Genomic DNA, 19,505 nt, shown 5'->3' on the forward strand with positions numbered 1-19,505 from the left:
AATAGCTAAGAAATGAAATACGTTAGAAATAAAATAAACAAGATCATCATCGCCTCTGTCGCAATATTTGTATTCACGGCAAGTTGCGATACCGATGAATTGCATGAGTTGAATATCAACCCCCAGGCCCTGAATCAGGTAAACATGAATTATTTGTTTACGGCAGCTCAGCTTGGTTCTGCAGCGGGTGGTTCAGCTGGAGACAACCGCTATATTGACTGGAGAACAAACATTGGCCTGTGTGCCCATGCTATTCAGCAGCTGGCCAACGTTAGTGGCGGTATAGCTCCCGGTGACAAATACACTGACAACGTTGAATCCTACAACGCACCATGGGAGTTTATCTATGGAGATCAGTTGAAGAACCTTGCTGAGGTTCTCAGACAAACTGGCCCTGACGGGTTTGAGGCAGGTCAGAGAAAGAATATGCGTGAGGCAGCCAGAATCCTTCGTGCATTTAATTTCCACAGACTTACCGATTATTATGGTAATATTCCTTATACCGACGCATTGAGAGGAATACAGGGTACATTCCTTCCAACTTACGACGATCAGCAAAGCATCTATATGGACTTGTTGAAGGAATTGGATGAAGCAACGGCTGCCTTGAGTGCTTCCAATCCTGACGAAGGTTTTGCGGCGGCCGATTTGTACTATAACGGCGACGTTACCAAGTGGAAGAAGTGGGGCTATTCTCTGATGCTTCGGTTGGCCATGCGTATCTCTAATGTGGACGCCACGACTGCTGCAACCTATGTAGGTAAGGCTGTTTCCGGTGGTGTTTTCACCAGCAACGACGACAACACATGGGTACCTATGGATTTAGGCCCAAGTGAGTGGACTAACCAGAACGGTATTTCGAGAGCATTTGCTTCCGGTGACGGTGGTCAACCATCGATCTTGAGTAAGACTTTTATTGACATGCTCAAGGGAGCAAATGCTGCAAGCACAGCAGATGATGATCCAAGACTTCTCATCTTTACTGATGGTGTTGGCGGGGATCAAGATCCACTGGTTCAGGAAGGTATGCCAAACGGACAAGATGGAGGTACCATAAGTGCTTATATCGGTGAGAAATTTGGTGACCCTACATTGAGTCCTAGTTCTGTTTTCTCTTCCATTAATGTTGCTTTACTAGACGACGACGATCCGTACATGCTGATGAACTATGCTGAGGTTGAGTTTTTACTTGCCGAAGCAGCTGAGCGTGGAATTGGTGGAGTAACTGGTGCTGCTGGTCACTACAATGCTGGTGTGCGTGCTGCCATGCAAATGTATACTCCTTTTGCACAGGGCGATCCCGACGTTGAAGAGGCCCTTACTGTTACTGATGCCCAGGTGGACGCATATCTTGCGGCCCGTCCTTACACAGCTGGTGCTGCTGGTCTTGAAATGATTGGCAACCAAATGTGGGTTAGCAAGTTTTTCAACTGGTGGGAGGCCTGGTCGGATTGGAGAAGAACTGGATTTCCAGTGTTAGTTCCTGTCGACTATCAAGGCAATGTGACTGGTGGCACTATTCCAGTAAAACTGAGGCTTCCAACGCATGAAGTAGCTGTGAATGTGGATAATATTAATGCAGGTGCTACTTTGCCTGATCAGCCAACCACTAGGGTATGGTGGGATGTGAATTGATTTTCGATAACCATAAATCAAAAACATAGTGGAAAAGTCCCTGATTATTGTCGGGGACTTTTTTCATTTGTGGGTCAGTAGAAATTCATTTAACTTGATTGAATAATGAGAAAGCAATTCGGTCAGCTCTTTATCATTCTTTTGGTTGTTTCCACAGTCGCTTGCCTGGATCCTTTAGATCCTGCCACTTCAGATTGTGAAAGGTCGGGACTGGCTATTTCCATTATTAACGTCACCTCCACAGATTGCGGCATACCAAACGGGAGGATTGAGGTATTTTCTTCAGGTGGCCTTGGCGATAAAAGCTATTTCTTAAACGATGGCCCGGCTCAAAAAACAGGTGTGTTTCATAGCTTGAGACCAGGCATCTATTCTGTCTCCGTGATGGACTCATTGTACTGTAGCAGAGCAGTGAGCGTGCATATCTCATCCGGAATTTCTTTCAAAGAATCGATACAGCCCATCATCGAGAATAGCTGCATCATCAGCACTTGCCATGACGGGTCGGGTAGCATTAGCTTTAAGGTGTTTGCAAACATTAAAAAATCAGCAGCAGACATCAAGGGGCTTACAGGGGCACGAGTCATGCCTAAAACCGGCAGCTTAACGAATGACGAAATTGAGCAGATAGCCTGCTGGGTAGATGACGGGGCGCTTTTCAATTAGTACTACAAACCCGATATTTTTCCACCTTATCACCTGTCGACCGAAACAATTTTACGGTATTCCTGTTTTACGGGAATGGATGTCAATCGCCTCAACAACTTATTACTATTACTTTTTCTACTCATGGTAACCTCCTGTGATCAGGAAGCTGATGGAGTTGATAAAGATTGTAGCGGATCCGGACTGACATTGACATTACTTGGTTCGACCGACACTTCCTGCGGGGCCTCGGCCGGTGGGTTTGAAGTAGAGGCGTCTGGCGGTTTTGGTGGCTATCGTTACCAAATCGACGATGGAGCCTTTCAAAATAGCGGAGTCTTCAGTAGCGTAGCACCAGGAAAATACATCGTCGGCGTAGAGGATTCAGAGGGATGCTCCAGCTCGCTGGACGTTCAAATCTTTTCCGGCATAAGCTTTTCAGCCTCGATCAAACCAATCATTGAGACTAACTGCGCCATTAGTGGCTGCCATGATGGCTCGGGGAATATCGACTATAATAATTTTGACAATATTAAGCTTAACCCATCGGACATCAAGTCACGCACGCAGTCGGGGGACATGCCGAGAAACGGAACCCTTACTGTGGCCGAAATAGACATGATAGCCTGCTGGGTAGACGATGGGGCGTTGAACAACTAGTTCAAACTCAGCTCCCCCCTTCTCAAGCTATACTCTACTCCCGTCCTTTCATTAGTAAGCCTTAGCTCTCTGCCGTACAACCACGCTTTCCACTCCGTCTGGTCATTTTCAAAAATGATTTTCCGGTGCCTTGTGTTGATGACTGCCAATCCACTTTCCTGGATGTCACCCGCAGCAACAATTGAATAGTTCCCGCTCTCGTCGATGCTGAAGACTGTCTGGTGTAGTCGTTCTACCTTGTTCCGGTTCCTTATTTTGTAAAGCTCCCACTCCCCTACAATGGTGCGCTCGAATTCTTCGAAGCCGGGCACCTCGTCGATTCGGGTAAAAGACAAAGTCACATTTCGGTCTCTGTCATCTTTCCCTTTCAGCTTAAGGAGGTCTTTGTACCGAAATACCGACCAGGTGGAGTTGAACCACTCGACATCCGTGCTGTACATAGCCAGCTTGTCTGACTGTAGTTTGTACACGCCAGTCAGGTCTCCTTTTACCCGGGAAACGGCAAAGCTTCTGTTGGCGTTGATTTCAAGAAAGATAGGCTTGAATGACTTTGCCAAAGCATCCTGCTCGTAGGTTTCCAATTGCCAGAGGCCTTCAATGTCTTGTATTTCATAGCTCTGCTGGCAGCCTGTCAACAAGCTAGCACAGAGGAGAATAAATTTTGTCAAGTTCCTTTCCATCTTATTGAAGTTAAGGTAAATCGTGCCTAAAGACAATATTCGGATTCTGTTATCGCATGAGCGTGTGTTATCTCCTATACCTCGGTACATATCAGAAACCAGCCTTATGACCCCAATTGCTGTATGTCACTTCATAGGGTGACAATCCTCATGAGGTCTGCCCACTAGATTAACCATCTTGCATCGTTCAAATGATAAAAAGAATTATGCGAAGACATGGTCTTATGATAATCGCAGTCCTGGTGTTAACAGCTGGCTGTAAGGACGACACCGAAAAAGTACAGCCTACTGTGGAAGCCATTTCTGAATCTGTCTACGCTTCGGGAACAGTGAAAACCAGTGACCAATATCAGGCCTTTTCTTCGGTGAACGGAATTGTAGAAGACATATTTGTAGCAGAGGGTGACAAAGTGCCCAAGGGAGCGCCACTGCTGAAAATATCCAATAAAGCCTCTCTCCTCAATGTGAGAAACGCACAGCTTACTGCTGAGAATGCCAAATTGAGCGAAAACCAGCAAAAACTAGATGAAGCAAAAATGTCCCTGGACTTTGCAAAGGCAAAGCTAGCCAATGACTCCTCCCTATTAGCACGAAAGCAGCACTTGTGGAAACAGGATATCGGCACCAGGGTGGAGCTGGAGCAAGCCACTTTAGCTTACGAAAACGCTGTTGTGGCGTACCAGTCAGCCAAGACACGCTACGATGATCTCCAGCGTCAACTGGCACTCAATGCCCGACAGTCTAGCAATAACCTGCAAATAAGCAGCACACTGGCCGACGAGTACATTATAAAAAGTGAAATTGATGGAAGGGTTTTCACTATTTCGAAAGAGATTGGAGAACTGGTCAACGTGCAAAGCCCGGTGGCGCTGTTGGGCGATGACAGCCGGTTTTACCTCGAACTTCAGGTGGATGAGTACGACATCGTGCGCATCAAAACTGGCCAGCTGGTTTTTGTGAGCATGGACAGCTACAAAGGCGAAGTATTTGAGGCAGTGGTAACCAGGGTGATCCCGGCCATGAACGAACGGAGCAAGTCCTTCACGGTCGTAGCCGACTTCGTTTCCAGGCCACAGGTGCTTTACCCGTTTCTAACTGCTGAAGCAAACATTGTCATCCAAACAAAAAAAGATGCGCTCACCATACCCCGACAGTACCTGGTGGATGAGTCGTTTGTCCTGTTGGAAAACGACGAAAAAAGGGCTGTGGTCACCGGATTAAAGGACTATGAGAAAGTGGAGATCATCAGTGGTTTGGCGGCCGGTGAGTATATTATAAAGCCAGAAAATTGAACTACAAGCTCATATCTTCGATTGCCCTCTCCCTCCTGCTGGCACGCTGGAAGCAAACATTGGTGGCTGCCGTTGGCGTCATGTTCAGCATCACCATGTTCATTGCCTTGCTGGGGTTTATGAATGGCCTCAACGACTTGCTTGACGGACTCATTCTCAACAGAACGGCCCATGTGCGCTTGTATTCTGAGGTAAAAATCAACCCAAATCAGCCAATTGATAGGGTAAATCGGTTTACGTCGGGCCATAATTTTATCCGGTCGATTAAGCCGACCAATTCTCGTCAGGAGATATACAACAGTCAGGCTATTTTGCAAGCCATCAGAAAAGATGAGCGGGTGCTTGGGGTGGCACCCAAGATAAGTGCTCCCCTCTTTTTTAACACTGGCACCGTCGACATCACCGGAGTGGTCAACGGCATAGATGCCGAAGCTGAAAGCCGGCTTTTTCATTTCGCTGACTATGTAACGGAAGGTAGACCTGAGGATATTGCCGACATTCCCAACAGCATCATTTTAGGCAAGGCTCTGGCAGACAAGCTCATGGCCGGTATCGGCGATCTTATCTATGTCACTACTCCCGGAGGCGAAAGGTTTCCGTTGAAGGTGGTCGGCTACTTCCAATCCGGCATTCAGGAGTTTGACAAAACCCAAAGCTATGCATCACTAGGTACCACCCAAAAGCTCTTTGGCCGGGGTAAGTCATACATAACCGACATACAGGTGAAACTGAATGACCTGGAATCGGCACCGGCAGTGGCTAAGGAGTATCAGCGATTATTTCAGGTAGATGCGGAGGACATCCAAACGGCCAATTCACAGTTTGAAACAGGCAGCTTTGTGCGATCTCTTATTTCCTATGCCGTCGGCATTACGCTACTGATTGTTTCAGGTTTTGGGATTTACAATATCCTGAACATGATGATTTATGAGAAGATGGATTCCATTGCCATTTTAAAAGCTACTGGGTTTTCCGGCAAGGATGTGAACCGGATTTTCATTCTCATCGCCCTGAGCATAGGTGTCTCTGGAGGGCTTGCCGGCTTGCTCTTCGGGCTGCTGGCGTCAGTCGGGATCGATCATATTCCATTTAATACGGCTGCGCTGCCCACCATCACCACCTATCCGGTAAACTACGATCTGGTGTACTATGCCATTGGCCTGGGCTTTTCCCTGGTCACCACTTACCTGGCGGGGCTCTTCCCTGCCAGCAAAGCCAGTCATATCGATCCGGTCATCATTATAAGAGGGAAATAGCATGGGACAGGTAGTTTTAGAAGCCAGGCATATCAACAAGAGTTTTCGTGACCCCGTCACTGTGAAGGTGTTGAAAGACATCAATTTCAAGGTGAACAAGGGTGAGTTCGTCTCAATGATGGGCAAATCCGGTTGTGGTAAGTCAACCTTGCTATACATTCTCTCGACCATGGACACCGATTTCGAGGGAGACCTGCTGATTGATCAGGAGTCAACAAAGGGTAAGAATGAACCTCACCTTGCCCGCATCCGCAACGAAAAAATCGGGTTTGTCTTTCAGTTTCACTACTTGTGGAACGAGTTTACTGTTCTGCGAAACGTGATGCTGCCCGGCTTGAAACTCAACAAGTATTCCGAAAAGGAAATCGAACACAATGCCATGGAACGGCTGAAGCTGCTTGGAATGCAAGACCTGGCATTGAAACAAGCCAACAGGATATCGGGTGGTGAAAAACAACGGGTGGCACTTGCCAGGGCCATGATCAACGATCCTCTCATCATTATGGGTGACGAGCCAACCGGCAACCTCGACAAAAAGAACAGCCAAATTGTGTTCGATATTTTCAAGGAAATGTCTGAAGAGTTGAATCAAACGCTACTCATTGTCACCCACGATCCTGAGTTTGCAGCAAAGACCCACAGGATCATAGAAATGGAAGACGGGCGGATTGTTTCCTGATGGTGCCTCAGCTGGCTAACTATGTGCAGGTTTGATGTCTAAAACTCTTTTTCTCCAAACTCGCTCTTAATAAATCGGGCTTTGTTTTTAGAGCGATTCAGAGTGTAGCTCAGGTTCAGAATCACCATATCCACTTCATACACATAGTTGGTGGTGGTATAGAACTCGCCAGGCCTGCCGGTAGTAATCCGCTGCTCATTGGTAGGCAAAAGGCCCATGTCCATATTGAGCCACTGCAGACTAGCAGAAAGCTGATCATTCATGAAAGTCTTTCTCAGAGTCAGGTTCGGCGAAAGAAACCTGGAGTCTTCGCCCTGCGCCGTCACCCTCTTTGACTGATAATTGATCGTCCATTGGAGGCTGAAGGTTTCGCAAAGGTTCAGGGTGGTGTTGACGTTGATCGAATACACCCAGCTGGCGTTGTTCATCGGGCGGCTGTCAAAAGACCCCACAATTGCGTAGTGGTATACGTTAGCCCCAACAAATGCCTTCCACATTTTGCTGACCTTTAGTTCTGTTCCCAGCTCCAGACCTGCCGACTTTGCCGTGCCTACATTGGAGTAAATTCTGTTGAGTATGGTGTCGTTGTACACCGTATTGACCCTGTTGATCACATTGTCGACGTTCCTGAAATAGGCTGTTACAAAAACGGATTGTTCTCCCATATTTTTCACAGCCCCCAATTCTACCAAATCAATGAATTCAGGGAGCAGTGTCGGGTCGCCCTGCTCCAGGGTCTCAGAGTGTTCCCTTTCCGGAAAGGGATTCATCTTAAATGTGGCTGTTCGTTCTATTCTCTTGCTGTAGACAGCCTTCACCGTCAAGTCATCGCTCACGGTGTACTGCACATTGGCTGATGGAAAGGGCTTTACAAAATCATAGCGGTAAGTGGTATCAACCAAGCCGATCTTGTCCTTTAACTCAAGACTTCGGTTCATGTATTCTGTTCTAATACCAGCACCGTAGGTCCATTTTTCCCTTTTGCCCGATAGCATGGCGTAGCCGGAATGGATAAGTCGTGTGAGATTTACTTCGCTGGAAAACTCAGGAATGAGCTCGAAAATGCCTGTTTCATTATTCTTTCTCTCATAGATAAAATCGCCGGCATGGTCAAGATTTCTGAATTGGTAGCCCATTTCAACCGTTCCTAGAGAAAATGGTTTGGCCTTGTAGTCAATCTGTGCCCGAGTGCCAAAAAGTGGGTTGTTGTTGGTGTTGTATTCATCCTGAAACACAACACTTCTGTCGGGCCACCCGAGGTTTCTGTTGGTGGTTGGCCCACCAAGCAAGGTGTACTCATAAAGCAATGATGCAGAAAGCAGGGAGTTGTTCTCAAACTCATGGCTGTAATCGAAGCTACCAAGGGCAAAATCGCCTGTGCGGGTTCTCAGGTTTTCATTGAAGTATTGCATGGTGCTCAGGCGGGTGCCCTGATACTCATGGTGGTTGTCGTAATACAAGATATCTGCTGTTCGATCCGTGTTCCGTTTACCGGCATAAACACCGAGGCTAAAATGGTCGGCTTTCGAAGCTGTGTAGCCAAGGGTTACTCTTCCCGAATAGTTAATTTCATCGGTGCTTCTTTCTCCATCCGAAGGAAATCTTGTAAGGGTGTCACCCCGCATAGTCCACACGTCACCTTCCCTTCGACCGGCAATGTCATTTCGCTGAAAACTCCCGCCCACTGAAACATCCCATTTGCCGGCCCTGTGGTTAAAGGTGAAATCAAGACCGTAACGCTGAGCATACCGGGCATTATCATAGTTCTGAACGCTGGGCGCACCAACCCGGAGATTGGCCTGCACATAGGTGCCATCAGTGGCGTCATTGCTGGTAGTAATAATATTGATGATTCCCCCCTTTCCCTCGGGATCGTATTTAGCTGAAGGAGCTGTGATCAACTCAATGTTCTGTACTGCATTGGCAGGCAATTGATTCAAAATGGCTGTGGCATCAGTCTGAACTGGCTTTCCATTGATCAATACCACAAAACCCGAGGTGCCCCGGGCTGTGATTTCCCCCTGAGCATTTACTGTCACGGAGGGCAGGTTCCTCAGCAGGTCGGTGGCGGTTCCACCCTTTGCTGACTGAAATTGCTCTGCTCCATATACTTGCCTGTCAATCTGGTGAATGGTGGCGGCTTTTTCGCCTTTCACTTCTATCTCGTCCAGCATAGTTTGGTTGGGCCGGATGGCTATTCTCCCAAGGTCTACGATACCGCTTTTCGCTATGATGATGTTATTGATGAATGTGGTTTCATAGCCCATAAAGGTAGCTGACAGGTAATAATTACCATACTTCAAGCCAACCACTGCAAAACTCCCCTCAAGAGAAGACACGGCGCCCGAAACCAACATGCTATCATTCTGATTGTAAACAGCTACACTTCCATATTCAATCGGACTGTCGTTGCTTGCATCATACAGCGCACCTTTTATGCCGGTTTGAGCGAGGGTTGACAATGTGGAAGACAGCAAGGCGGACAGCAGGAAGACACTCCTCATAGAACTTGATCATTTGCTGCAAGAAGGCGCTGCCAAACATCAAAAGTGTGGTAAAATTATTAAAAGGCTGGTACATTTTTCACTGTAGGGCAGCTCGGTATTCCGTTGGTGTCATGCTGGTAAGTGACTTGAAGAATTTCACAAAATTGGAAGAATCGCTAAAGTTCAACTGATAGGCAATTTCCGAAATGTTAAGCGTTGTATGGGTAATCAGGTTCTTGGCTTCCATGAGCACACGGCCATGGATCACGCTCAAAGCACTTGCTTGAATCACATGCTTGCAAATGGCGTTGAGACGATGCATACTGGTATTCATCAACTGTGCATATTCCCCCACTGTTCTGACATCCATGAACCGCTCGTTGACCAGCGTTTTAAAATTATAAAAATCGGCTACTTCAGGATGATCTCTTCTGTCTTCTTTTTGCAGAGCCAATGTTCGCAAGAGAATCAGGTTCAAATGTGCACTCAATATCTCTGCTGTCGTTCCTTGTTTGAATGCGTCATAAAAACCCCTCACAAGCACGATAAGGCTGGCATCTTCGCCAAAACTGAAGGTAGTAGAAAAGCTGATCAGCTTCCTTATCGTTTGGAAGTAAGGCTGCATTGCTTCTTCTTTGAACAAGATGACGAATCCGTCAGGGATGCTCGTAAAATCCCAGCAATGCACATTGCCGGGGCGAAGGTAGTAACCGGCACCCGGCAAAGCTTCATACACCGTGTCATCGATACTATGAGTACCATAGCCTTTCGACAAAAAGATCAATTCATGGTAGCCGGCATGTTTGTGAGCTTTCGTGGGCTTGATCACTGGCTTCATCACAGAAACCTTGATCAAAACATTGTCTTCTATCTTTTTCTTTACAGCAATGGCCATGTCAATATGGGACGATAGCACGCAAGATATCGTTAACACGGTAAACCCAGCACAAAAATAATGATAGCGGGTATATTCGATGACAGGTTGCGAATATCAATTAGCGGATAGACATTCATCTACTGCCGCTACACCACGAAGGAAGCTGCTTAGTAGCTAAAATCGATTGTGCCACAATTCCGTTACGTGATTCCTCACTCATCCTTCAGCGTCCTCGTCGGATTCACACTCGCTGCCTGATACGACTTCACACTTACGGTAAGTGCCCCCACCACAAATGCGGTGAACCCAGCCAGCATAAATGCGCTCAAAGTCAGGTCAGTTCTAAAGGCAAAACCGTTGAGCCACTCCTGCATGTAATACCAGGCCACCGGTGCAGCCAGCAAAAAGGCGACGATCATCAGTCTGCTGTAGTCTTTGGAAAGCAGTATTACCAAACCTGTGACGCTGGCACCATGCACTTTTCTGATCCCAATTTCCCTGGAACGCTGGTCGGCAGAAAAGGAGGACAAGCCAAACAATCCGAGACAGGAAATGAAGATTGATACTACTGCAAAGATATTCACGAGCGTGCTGAGTGTCATTTCGGTGCGATAGGAGGCGGCGTAGCTGGCATCAAGAAATTCGTATTGAAAGGGAAAACCAGGACTAAGCGCAGTGGTGACCTCTTCTATGCCAGCAATCCCTTTAGGGATGTCATTTTGAAGCCTGATAAGCGCCACCGACGTGTATGGCGGACTGTAGCGGACAATCAGCGGTGCCACCGGCTCGTACAAGCTCTGCATATGGAAGTTCTTCACAATACCGATCACCTTGCCTTTCATCCCCCATACCGACAGGTTTTCGCCCACTGGCTCATCAAAGCCCATGATGTCGGCCATTACTTCGTTAATGATATAATTGGCAGTATCTGAAGCGAAGTCCTTTGAGAAATCACGACCGTCGGCTATCTCCATTCCCATGGAAGAGAAAAAACCCAAATCCACCATCAATACGTTGACTTCTATCTCTGCATTGGGATCTTTGCCATCCCACTGCGAGCTGCCGGTTGATCTGCCGTACGACAGTGGATTGCCACTGGCAAAAGATACCTCCTTAACCTCGGGTATATTGAGTAACTCGGTTTTGTATACGTCCCTTCGATTGGTCAGATCCTGCGGCATGTACAGGTATGCCATGTTTTCCTTGTCGAGGCCCAGGTTTTTGTTGAGCACAAAGTTCATCTGCCGGGCGACCACCAGGCTCCCGATGATCAAAATAATAGACAAGGCAAACTGAAAAACGACAAGGCCGTTTCTGAAGTAGATGCTTGAGGCAGACTGCCGGACTGCTCCTTTCAGCGAGTTAGTCACTTTAAAGGAGGGCAATAATAAAGCTGGATAACTCCCGGAAAGCAAGCCGGTAACAGCTATCAAAGCGCTTATGCCCATCCAAAACCTCGAGTCAGTAAAATCAAGGTAAAGCTGTTTGTCGGTAAGCCCATTGAAGTAAGGAACAATGAGCAGCACCAGACCAATGGACAACAACACGGCGACGATCGTGATCATGAACGACTCTACCAGAAACTGCTGCCCCAGCGTACGCCTTTGGGCACCCAGCACCTTTCTTACTCCAATTTCTTTCGTTCTTCGGCTGGCCCTGGCCGTAGAAAGATTCATGAAGTTGATACAGGAAATAACCAATAGAAAAATGGCAATAATGGTCAGTATTCTCACATACTGGATTCTACCACCTGATGGCACAGCGTTTTTGAAATTGGAATGCAGGTAGGTGTCGGTGGCTTTGAGCACCATGAGCCGCTCATCAGCAGCGTTGTCTGTATTGTTGTTGATTTCCTGCTCTATCCTTTGCTGCACGGCAACCAGATCGGCGCCGGGCTTCACTGTAAAGTAGATACTAAAACCGCCATTGAACCAGCTCCTGATCCACTCGTTACGGGCGATATACTCGTGGGCAGGGAGTAAAAAATCAAAAGTCATTGACGATTGACTACCGACGTCTTCAAAAACACCAGACACTGTAAACTCCTGACTTTCATCTATTTTAATCACCTTACTTAATGCGTCTGTTTTCCAGCTTTCTCCAAAATACTTTTTAGCGAGTTTTTCGGAGATCACAACCGAATGCGGGTCATTCAAAGCGCTCGCCGGATCGCCGGCGGCAAAAGGAAAACTAAAAATGCTAAAGAATTCGGGCGACACATACCTCCCCTTTTCATAAGACACACTTTCGTCGAGGCGAAACAACAGCTCCAGCTCCCAGCTGTAGTAGGTTACTTCATCCACTTCAGGATAATTGTTGGTCAGCGCCCCGCCCAAAGGGCCGGGAATGCTTCCGGTGGTGATTACCTCTCCGTTGGCCTGGTACATATTGCGCCACACCTGATAGATGCGGCCGGCGTTTACATGAAACTGGTCCTTTTCTACCTCATCGTTGACCCATAGTAGAATAAGGATACTCGACGTAAGCCCCACAATGAGCCCGAAAAGATTGAGCACAGTGTACCCCTTGTACCTCAGCGCATGGCGAATCGCCATTTTGACGTGATTGAATAGCATAGCGTTGTTATTTTGAGTTTTGAAAAATTCATTGGTCTTAATGATGCCAGGCCTGAAGAGTTTTACCACATCAAACGCAAAAAGCCAGCGGGCCTTGCGTGGGGTGTTTGTTACTCTTTGCTCAAATAGCTCAACCAGGTCGCCTTCCACGTCTTCCAGTAGATCCGGATCGCAGAACCAATGAAGAAACGCCAGCAGCCATTTGGGCGGCGAAGGAATGGGCTTTTCTGTGGGTTTGTTGCTCATATAAACTTAAAGTCGAAGGCGACTGACGGAATGGCCTCCCAAAGTTGCTGGCGGGCAGCCATGGCTTCTTCCAGCGCCTTCTTGCCAAAGGGCGTTACCTTGAAGTATCGCTTCCTCTTCCCTCCCCTTACTGCAGTGGCTTCGCCAAATTCGGAGGTCAGAAAGCCTTTCTTCTCTAAGCGCTTTAGTGCTATTCGCATGGCACCTACGCTTACGGACCTTTTCAGTCTCGTCTCAATGTCTTCCTTAATAGCAATGCCGTAAGCACTTTCGTACAGCACCGCCACCGTCAACAACACAATTTCTTCGAACTCCCCTATTGAATATTTGCCCATGATTTTTATTTTAATACTAAATGTAATTAAAATATTTAAATCCTAAAAGTAATCTTAATGGTGATGCACATGAATTCAGTGATTTCATGATGGTATAACTGCGATTAATGGAGAAGGTAACAATGAGACGTAAAATTTTGCCACCACCTAACCCTGATGTGGAGATGTTTGAATGCCCATTGGAGGCAGAATGCTCCTGTTGAGTGAACATAATTTGAACGAAACATTACCGTTTTCTTTCGTATATTTAATTGAAATCGTTGGCCATTAAACACTTAACACTATGAACGCTTTTCCCATCAACCGAGATTTCTATTTTTTTGGAAGCTTCCTTATTGGCCTATACATTGTCGCTAACACACTCCAAGCAGGTGTCCAAATGTGGGTAGGTTACCAAATGTTCTGGCTGCCGTCGTTTGGTAGCTGGCTGCTTGTTACTTGTGCTATTTACCTGCTTCCCTCCCTGTTCCTCTTGAAATACTATCACCAAAATCAGTACCGGTTGGCTTTCCTCGGCACTATTGCATCCAGCATCATGGTGTTACTACAAGTGATTGTCTTAACAGCCATATTACGAGCCAGGCAACTGCAGGATTTCTACAACCCAGTACTTTATCTGTTGCTTTTTGCCGGCCTTGTCCACGCAGCAGGTCTTTTGACCTCTGATGCCCGAAAGAAGCCCTTGCTCAAGACCATCGGCCTCGGGTTGGGTATAGTGAACGTGATCTTACTCATTTCCCTCACCTGGATGTTGCTTTCGGGCAACAACTCTTCCACTGGTATCTTTGTCCAAAAGCTGGCGGAATGGACAACCATTGCCGGAGGGCTGGTTTGGGCATTGTTCATCAGGCAATTTATGGGCGAGCGCAGCCTGCTGAAAGAAGAACAGGTAAGCACAGAGAGCAGGAAATCGATCGCAGACATATATGCTTTCTTCAGTTTTATGGGGGTGTTTTTTATCCTGCTTTTTGGGTTCATGATAGTCAAGCAAGGCTACTATAACACTCACGCCACCCCGGCTGCCAGAAAAATGGCAAATCCTTACGAATTTCGCTCCTACTCCAGCAGCAAAGGTGAAACATTGCAGTACAGGTTTCTGAAACCTCTCGATTACGAGCCGGGGAAGAAATTTCCGATGGTCGTTTGCTTGCATGGTGGCGCCGGATGGGGAACGGACAACACCAGGCAGTTCGATGGATCATTGGCAGCGCAAATGCTTTCTGACTATACCAGCAGGGAAAAGTACCAGGCATTTCTTTTCGTTCCCCAATGCCCTCCCATGCATAGCTGGGGAGGCATACCTGCCTATAAGTCTATCGACTCGCTGGTATTTGAAGCCATGGCAGCACTGGAAAGGGAATTTGCCATAGATGAAAAGAGGCGCTACGTTATGGGGAGTTCGCTTGGCGGCTACGGCACCTGGCACTTTATCAGTACACGGCCCGAAATGTTTGCTGCTGCCATTCCAATATCTGGTGAGGGTGATCCTGACTTTGCGAAAGAAATTGTTGACGTCCCTGTTTGGGCATTCCATGGCCGAACTGATATCAATGTGCCTGTATCCGGCTCTCAGCACATCATTCAGGCGGTGAAGAATGCTGGTGGTTCCCCTCGCTACACCGAATACCCTGACCGAGGCCACGACATCTGGAAGCAGGTAAGGGAAACTCCTGATTTGATGGACTGGATGTTTGCGCAGGCAAAAGAATAACCAGGGGGTATCCAAGAGATCCATTAATAAATTTGACATGTAATCCGTGTTCACGGTAAATTATTCAGACATATAAACCATTGTTGGATAATCGTTACCCCGAAAAGATTTCCATGCTTACCTTTGGTATCATAGAGCTTTGTTAAGCCACAAGGTTCGCCTCAACTGTTCGATGACCAACCTCCGTCCCAAAAGTAAATTCTCTCTGATCTTTATTCTGGGGCTGCTTACCGCCATTGGCCCCTTTTCGGTGGATATGTACCTGCCTGCTTTTTCGGGTATTGCCAAGGGCCTGAACACCAGCGTCGACCAGGTAATGCTGTCGCTGTCCAGCTTCTTCGTGGGTATTTCGGCGGGACAATTGCTCTATGGTCCTCTGCTGGAGAGGTTTGGACGCAAAAACCCTCTATACTTTGGACTGAGCCTGTACTTGGTGGCTTCGGTAGGCTGTGCAATGGCTAACTCGGTAGAGATGCTAATTGCTGGCAGGTTTTTGCAGGCACTAGGTGGCTGTGTCGGCATGGTGGCGGCCCGTGCTATGGTGCGTGACTTGTTCGAAGTAAAAGAAAACGCCAAGATATTTTCGTCGCTGATGCTGGTGGTGGCGGTCTCGCCCATTATTGCGCCCACAGCCGGCGGGTTGATTACTTCGGTGTTTGGCTGGCGTTATGTCTTTGTTGCACTGGTTGTGGTGGCCATTGGTGTTCTGGTGGGAGTCTATTGGTTGTTACCGGAAAGTAAAAAGCCGGATTCCTCCTTTTCGCTCATGCCCAGGCCTATCCTGCGAAACTTTGCCAGCGTGTTCAGATATGCCCAGTTCACTACATTTGCCTTTACGGGTGCAGTAGCCGCAGCTGGCTTGTATGCCTACGTTAGCGGCTCGCCTCATGTGTACATGGAGGTATTCCAACTGACGGAAGGTCAGTTTAGCTGGGTCTTTGCTGTTATCGCCATGGGGTTGATTGGCTCTACCCAGCTAAACAACCTCATGCTAAAGAAATACTCCAGCGAACAGATCATCGGAGTGGGCCTCGCAATTCAGGCGACCGCTGGAGTGGGATTGGTAGCTTTAGGTTTCTTTGGTCTGGCTGACTTCTACAGCGTTACCGCCCTTGTGTTTATCTTTTTATGCTGCCAGGGCTTTATATTCCCCAATTCCTCAGCCCTCTCCATGGCGCCTTTCCACACCAATGCAGGCAATGCATCGGCGCTGATGGGTGCAGTTCAAATGGCCATTGGCGCAGGAGCCTCAGTGCTGGTAAGCGTTTTCCACGACCCCACTCCCCTGCCCATGGCGGGCGTGATGGCCTGCTGCGCTTTGTCGTCACTGAGCATTTTTCATCTGGGGAGAAGCATCATTAAGCACAAGGCTGCCGCTACGCTCAAAGAGGTGGAGCAGGAAGAGGTCGATATGATTGGCACGTTGTAAGCTTTCGAACGATTTAGGATGGATACCGGTCATTCAACTTCAGAAGGCTGCTCCCGTTCCTGCCTCGCCAGGCGCATAGACTGAGAGCTGTACTTCTTCCACACTGCACCTACAATGTAGGTTCGAAAGATATAGCCCCAAAAGCTCTTTTCATTGAGTGACGGATCAATCTTATCAGCGATCTGCGCATGACCTTCGGCTGCTTCACTCCAGTGCATGCTGGCACGTTCGTGGTGGGCTGTGTGATAGCCGTTATTGAACAAAAACAGGTTCACCCCCATGAAGTTACGGGAGTGATTGTATTTCGTCTCCTCATCGGCATGTACATGTTGCACATAGTTAAAAATCTGCACCATATACCCCGACACCTGCTGTGGAATAACGACAAAGACCAGGGCCTTCTTCCAGTCGATTACTATCCAAAGAAGCCACCAAGCAATCAGTACAAAACATTGAGTCAAGTATTCCCAGTAGCGCTTTTTATCCTTTTGCTTCATCTCCTTCATAAAGGGGATAATGCCCTCTGTGATCTGATAGTAGCTACTCATGCCTGGGTAGCTCACCAGAGTGAAAAGGTCGTTCGACTCTGTCTTGCGATAGGTAGCCGTGCTATCGCCTTGTTTGTTGACATACCGGTGATGGTTGCGATTGTGCGTGGGAATCCAGGTGAAAATAGGAATGCCGTAAAACACTGTTAGCCACCAATCTGTTAGGACATTCAGCGCCTTATAATTCCATATTTGAAGATGATTGTGGTTATGGGTAATGACCGAAACAGCCACTGCAAAATGTAAATAGACGATGTACAAAGCCCAATTGCCCAGCCCGAAGCCTGTAAACCCAGCCTGCCATTGATAGGCAAACATGAGGCTGGTGATGATCATGTAAGCAACGGTACGGATATCTGCTTTATATTTCACTCAATCAGGTTTAGGTGATGGGCGAATATACAAAAGCATGAATAGAACCCGTGAAAACATCTTGATTTGACCCGCTGCTTTGCGTGAGTACTTAGCTGGCTTTCAAACGAAAGCACTTCTTTTTAGCCACAAAGGCAATAAGGCTCGAAGTACAGTACATCAAAGCTTTGCGGTTTGCTCTGGCAAACCTGCTCTTTTGCTTGTGAGCCTGGATAGTTGGCCTGCTTCCTTTCAGTCATGAATTTACTGGAGATAGACGTTTTTAAAGAAACGTTAACATTTATTTCGTCAAAACGAGCGGGTTTGTAGTGTGTTGAAATGCTTCGCCGTTGTTGAGGACAAAGGATAGTTGAAGAGAGAAGGAATCGCTTTCAGCCGGGGCTTCGGACAACTTGAGTTCAAAAACCTCAAAAAGAACACCCTTACGATTGTCGGCTATGTAATTCGAAAGTGGTAGAAACTTTTCGAAATCATCGTAAAAGTAAGTCCAGTCATTTGTAAGAACTATTTCGTTGATAGTATCGCCAGCAACGTAGTTATCGTTGTAATCATAAATCGTTTGAACGATAATATTGTCTACTCCGACTTTGTCACCGGCATAACCCTGTTCAATGCAAGAAAGGGCCATTGCAGATTGTCCGTAATTCGATGACGTAGCAGCGATATATTCTACTTCAAAATTGAACCTAATAAAAAAACCAGCCCACGGAGCCTTTTCGTTTTCGGCGATTCTTCGCCAGGGATTTGGCTGTGAATTTATGAGCATCATGTTAGTAGATCCAATATCGTTGATCCTAAAATGAGGCGGCACCGGATCACAACTACCATTTCGATTCAAACAAGATACAATGCTGGCACCCATCATAAAAAAGATGATAAGTACCGTTTTGGTCACTCTCATGTTCTCGTTTTTTTTGCAAAGTTAAGCATCACCTCCAAAAGAGTTTTCTTTTTAGTGTCGCCTCATGCCAGGCTTGCTATACCGACCCCTTACTACCTACTACTCACTATTTACCATTTACTTACTACCCCCTTCATACCCCTTCCACATCCACACCAGTGTGTTCGCCAGGGTCAGCTCATATACCCTGGTGTCGCAGTGCTTGGTGGCTTTGCTGAACACATAGCGGTAGTCGTAGCCTTTGGCTTTGAGGGCGTCAGCAGTGCGGTTGTTGGCCATTACCCAGTTGTGGTAGGTCTCCTCGGCGTCGTCATAGCGTAGGTCAAACTCCGACACATGGGTGAAGATGCCGAGCGGTTTCTTGTCCGTAGTTTCGATGAGCTTCATACCAGAATGATACTCCCAGGCCCCTAGTGGATAGGCGGCTTCTTCGGCTGCATCATCGTCCTGCTGATCGACAAAGGTGCCAGAATAGGTGATCAGTCGCCTGAAAAGGTCTGGCCTGAACCAGCCCATGGTCAATGCAGCAGCACCGCCCGAGCTGCAGCCCATTACGGCTTTTCCCCAGGGGTCAGCAGTAAAGGCAATGTTGGGATAGGCCGCTTTGATGGCCTGGTTGCTGAGCACAGCAGGCAGCACCTCATCGTTGATAAAGCGGGCAAAGCGATCCGACATAGTATCGTACTCAAGGCCCCTCTCGCTGCCTTTGGCATCATCTCCGCCATTCTGCACGGCGATGGTGATGAAGGCGGGCAATTTGCGAGTCGCATCTGTTGAAATGGTGAGATTGTCCAGGGCGTTGCGCACAAGGTCTAATCGACTTGGGCCATCCAGGGTAACAAGTATCGGTGCTTTCGTGCCATCTTTATAGGCAGCGGGAACGTACACAAAAATCTGCCGAGTTTCCCTCACTGGCTTTTTCGGGTCAAGCGTTGCGTCTGTACCGGGGAAAATCTTGCTATCGGCCAAACGCATGGAAAACTCGAAGTACTTTCCTTTGGGGTTGCCGAGGTCGGTAAGTGCCGGGTCAATTGTATAGTCGGGGCCAACGACAAAATTTCCATTGTCATTTTCGCTATTTGACTGTGCTGCTACAGTATAGGTAAACAACCAGCAGCCAATGGCCAGCGGGAGAAATGATTTAAAAAGCATGGTAGGTAGTGTTTAATGATCAGGG

General features: G+C 47.5%; 16 protein-coding genes. 8 read left to right on the top strand and 8 right to left on the bottom strand.

Annotated features, from left to right (window positions below):
* Positions 1-12 precede the first annotated feature (12 nt).
* The 3 genes from GC130_RS02270 to GC130_RS02280 all read left to right on the top strand — a co-directional run bounded on the left by GC130_RS02270 (position 13) and on the right by GC130_RS02280 (position 2,940).
* Entirely contained in the window at positions 13-1,635 is a 1,623-nt protein-coding gene (locus GC130_RS02270) for a SusD/RagB family nutrient-binding outer membrane lipoprotein (RefSeq protein ID WP_151996630.1), read from the top strand.
* Between the two features lie 105 nt (positions 1,636-1,740).
* Positions 1,741-2,301, top strand: a complete 561-nt coding sequence (locus tag GC130_RS02275; protein ID WP_151996631.1) for a hypothetical protein — start codon at positions 1,741-1,743, stop codon at positions 2,299-2,301.
* A gap of 123 nt (positions 2,302-2,424) precedes the next feature.
* Positions 2,425-2,940, top strand: a complete 516-nt coding sequence (locus tag GC130_RS02280; protein ID WP_151996632.1) for a hypothetical protein — start codon at positions 2,425-2,427, stop codon at positions 2,938-2,940.
* On the opposite strand, the gene GC130_RS02285 is transcribed toward GC130_RS02280, so the two are convergent.
* Complete coding sequence (locus GC130_RS02285; RefSeq protein WP_151996633.1) at positions 2,937-3,620, bottom strand: hypothetical protein; 684 nt, start codon at positions 3,618-3,620, stop codon at positions 2,937-2,939. The genes GC130_RS02280 and GC130_RS02285 overlap by 4 nt on opposite strands.
* A 224-nt stretch (positions 3,621-3,844) precedes the next feature.
* Between GC130_RS02285 and GC130_RS02290 the strand changes: the two genes are divergently transcribed.
* From GC130_RS02290 to GC130_RS02300, 3 genes are read left to right on the top strand one after another with little or no spacing between them, the layout of a single operon-like run.
* On the top strand, positions 3,845-4,912 hold the full coding sequence (locus GC130_RS02290; protein WP_151996634.1) for an efflux RND transporter periplasmic adaptor subunit: 1,068 nt from the start codon (positions 3,845-3,847) through the stop codon (positions 4,910-4,912).
* Entirely contained in the window at positions 4,909-6,168 is a 1,260-nt protein-coding gene (locus GC130_RS02295; RefSeq protein WP_151996635.1) for an ABC transporter permease, read from the top strand. Before GC130_RS02290 ends, GC130_RS02295 begins: the two co-directional genes overlap by 4 nt.
* Position 6,169: 1 nt before the next feature.
* Entirely contained in the window at positions 6,170-6,847 is a 678-nt protein-coding gene (locus tag GC130_RS02300) for an ABC transporter ATP-binding protein (protein ID WP_151996636.1), read from the top strand.
* A gap of 38 nt (positions 6,848-6,885) precedes the next feature.
* Here the strand turns inward: GC130_RS02300 and GC130_RS02305 are convergent, their stop codons facing one another.
* The 4 genes from GC130_RS02305 to GC130_RS02320 form a co-directional block, all read right to left on the bottom strand.
* Positions 6,886-9,351, bottom strand: coding sequence for an outer membrane beta-barrel family protein (locus tag GC130_RS02305; protein WP_151996637.1), 2,466 nt, complete (start codon positions 9,349-9,351; stop codon positions 6,886-6,888).
* Between the two features lie 79 nt (positions 9,352-9,430).
* A complete protein-coding gene (locus tag GC130_RS02310; protein WP_226940366.1) occupies positions 9,431-10,249 on the bottom strand; it encodes an AraC family transcriptional regulator in 819 nt (272 codons plus the stop codon).
* 173 nt (positions 10,250-10,422) lie between these two features.
* Complete coding sequence (locus GC130_RS02315) at positions 10,423-13,032, bottom strand: ABC transporter permease (protein WP_151996638.1); 2,610 nt, start codon at positions 13,030-13,032, stop codon at positions 10,423-10,425.
* On the bottom strand, positions 13,029-13,367 hold the full coding sequence (locus GC130_RS02320; RefSeq protein ID WP_151996639.1) for a PadR family transcriptional regulator: 339 nt from the start codon (positions 13,365-13,367) through the stop codon (positions 13,029-13,031). Before GC130_RS02320 ends, GC130_RS02315 begins: the two co-directional genes overlap by 4 nt.
* Positions 13,368-13,650: 283 nt before the next feature.
* On the opposite strand from GC130_RS02320, the gene GC130_RS02325 reads away from it, so the two are divergent.
* Positions 13,651-15,078: an alpha/beta hydrolase-fold protein gene (locus GC130_RS02325; protein WP_151996640.1), complete on the top strand. Its 1,428-nt coding sequence runs from the start codon at positions 13,651-13,653 to the stop codon at positions 15,076-15,078.
* 172 nt (positions 15,079-15,250) lie between these two features.
* Complete coding sequence (locus tag GC130_RS02330) at positions 15,251-16,507, top strand: multidrug effflux MFS transporter (RefSeq protein ID WP_151996641.1); 1,257 nt, start codon at positions 15,251-15,253, stop codon at positions 16,505-16,507.
* A gap of 29 nt (positions 16,508-16,536) precedes the next feature.
* On the opposite strand, the gene GC130_RS02335 is transcribed toward GC130_RS02330, so the two are convergent.
* The 3 genes from GC130_RS02335 to GC130_RS02345 form a co-directional block, all read right to left on the bottom strand.
* Positions 16,537-17,427, bottom strand: coding sequence for a fatty acid desaturase (locus tag GC130_RS02335; RefSeq protein WP_151996642.1), 891 nt, complete (start codon positions 17,425-17,427; stop codon positions 16,537-16,539).
* 280 nt (positions 17,428-17,707) lie between these two features.
* Positions 17,708-18,328 carry a hypothetical protein gene (locus tag GC130_RS02340; RefSeq protein ID WP_151996643.1) on the bottom strand — a complete coding sequence of 207 codons (621 nt, stop codon included), beginning with the start codon at positions 18,326-18,328 and terminating at the stop codon, positions 17,708-17,710.
* Between the two features lie 117 nt (positions 18,329-18,445).
* Positions 18,446-19,480 carry an esterase family protein gene (locus tag GC130_RS02345; protein WP_151996644.1) on the bottom strand — a complete coding sequence of 345 codons (1,035 nt, stop codon included), beginning with the start codon at positions 19,478-19,480 and terminating at the stop codon, positions 18,446-18,448.
* Positions 19,481-19,505 lie beyond the last annotated feature (25 nt).

Origin of the sequence: Imperialibacter sp. EC-SDR9, from assembly GCF_902498805.1 — a bacterium.
Taxonomy (GTDB): domain Bacteria; phylum Bacteroidota; class Bacteroidia; order Cytophagales; family Cyclobacteriaceae; genus Imperialibacter.

Bases quoted from the DNA above. Each gene is read 5' to 3' on its own strand.
- GC130_RS02300 (WP_151996636.1), top strand. From the start codon at position 6,170: ATGGGACAGGTAGTTTTAGAAGCCAGGCATATCAACAAGAGTTTTCGT.
- GC130_RS02305 (WP_151996637.1), bottom strand. From the start codon at position 9,351: ATGAGGAGTGTCTTCCTGCTGTCCGCCTTGCTGTCTTCCACATTGTCA.
- GC130_RS02315 (WP_151996638.1), bottom strand. From the start codon at position 13,032: ATGAGCAACAAACCCACAGAAAAGCCCATTCCTTCGCCGCCCAAATGG.
- GC130_RS02290 (WP_151996634.1), top strand. From the start codon at position 3,845: ATGATAATCGCAGTCCTGGTGTTAACAGCTGGCTGTAAGGACGACACC.
- GC130_RS02270 (WP_151996630.1), top strand. From the start codon at position 13: ATGAAATACGTTAGAAATAAAATAAACAAGATCATCATCGCCTCTGTC.
- GC130_RS02345 (WP_151996644.1), bottom strand. From the start codon at position 19,480: ATGCTTTTTAAATCATTTCTCCCGCTGGCCATTGGCTGCTGGTTGTTT.
- GC130_RS02285 (WP_151996633.1), bottom strand. From the start codon at position 3,620: ATGGAAAGGAACTTGACAAAATTTATTCTCCTCTGTGCTAGCTTGTTG.
- GC130_RS02275 (WP_151996631.1), top strand. From the start codon at position 1,741: ATGAGAAAGCAATTCGGTCAGCTCTTTATCATTCTTTTGGTTGTTTCC.
- GC130_RS02280 (WP_151996632.1), top strand. From the start codon at position 2,425: ATGGTAACCTCCTGTGATCAGGAAGCTGATGGAGTTGATAAAGATTGT.
- GC130_RS02340 (WP_151996643.1), bottom strand. From the start codon at position 18,328: ATGAGAGTGACCAAAACGGTACTTATCATCTTTTTTATGATGGGTGCC.
- GC130_RS02325 (WP_151996640.1), top strand. From the start codon at position 13,651: ATGAACGCTTTTCCCATCAACCGAGATTTCTATTTTTTTGGAAGCTTC.
- GC130_RS02320 (WP_151996639.1), bottom strand. From the start codon at position 13,367: ATGGGCAAATATTCAATAGGGGAGTTCGAAGAAATTGTGTTGTTGACG.
- GC130_RS02330 (WP_151996641.1), top strand. From the start codon at position 15,251: ATGACCAACCTCCGTCCCAAAAGTAAATTCTCTCTGATCTTTATTCTG.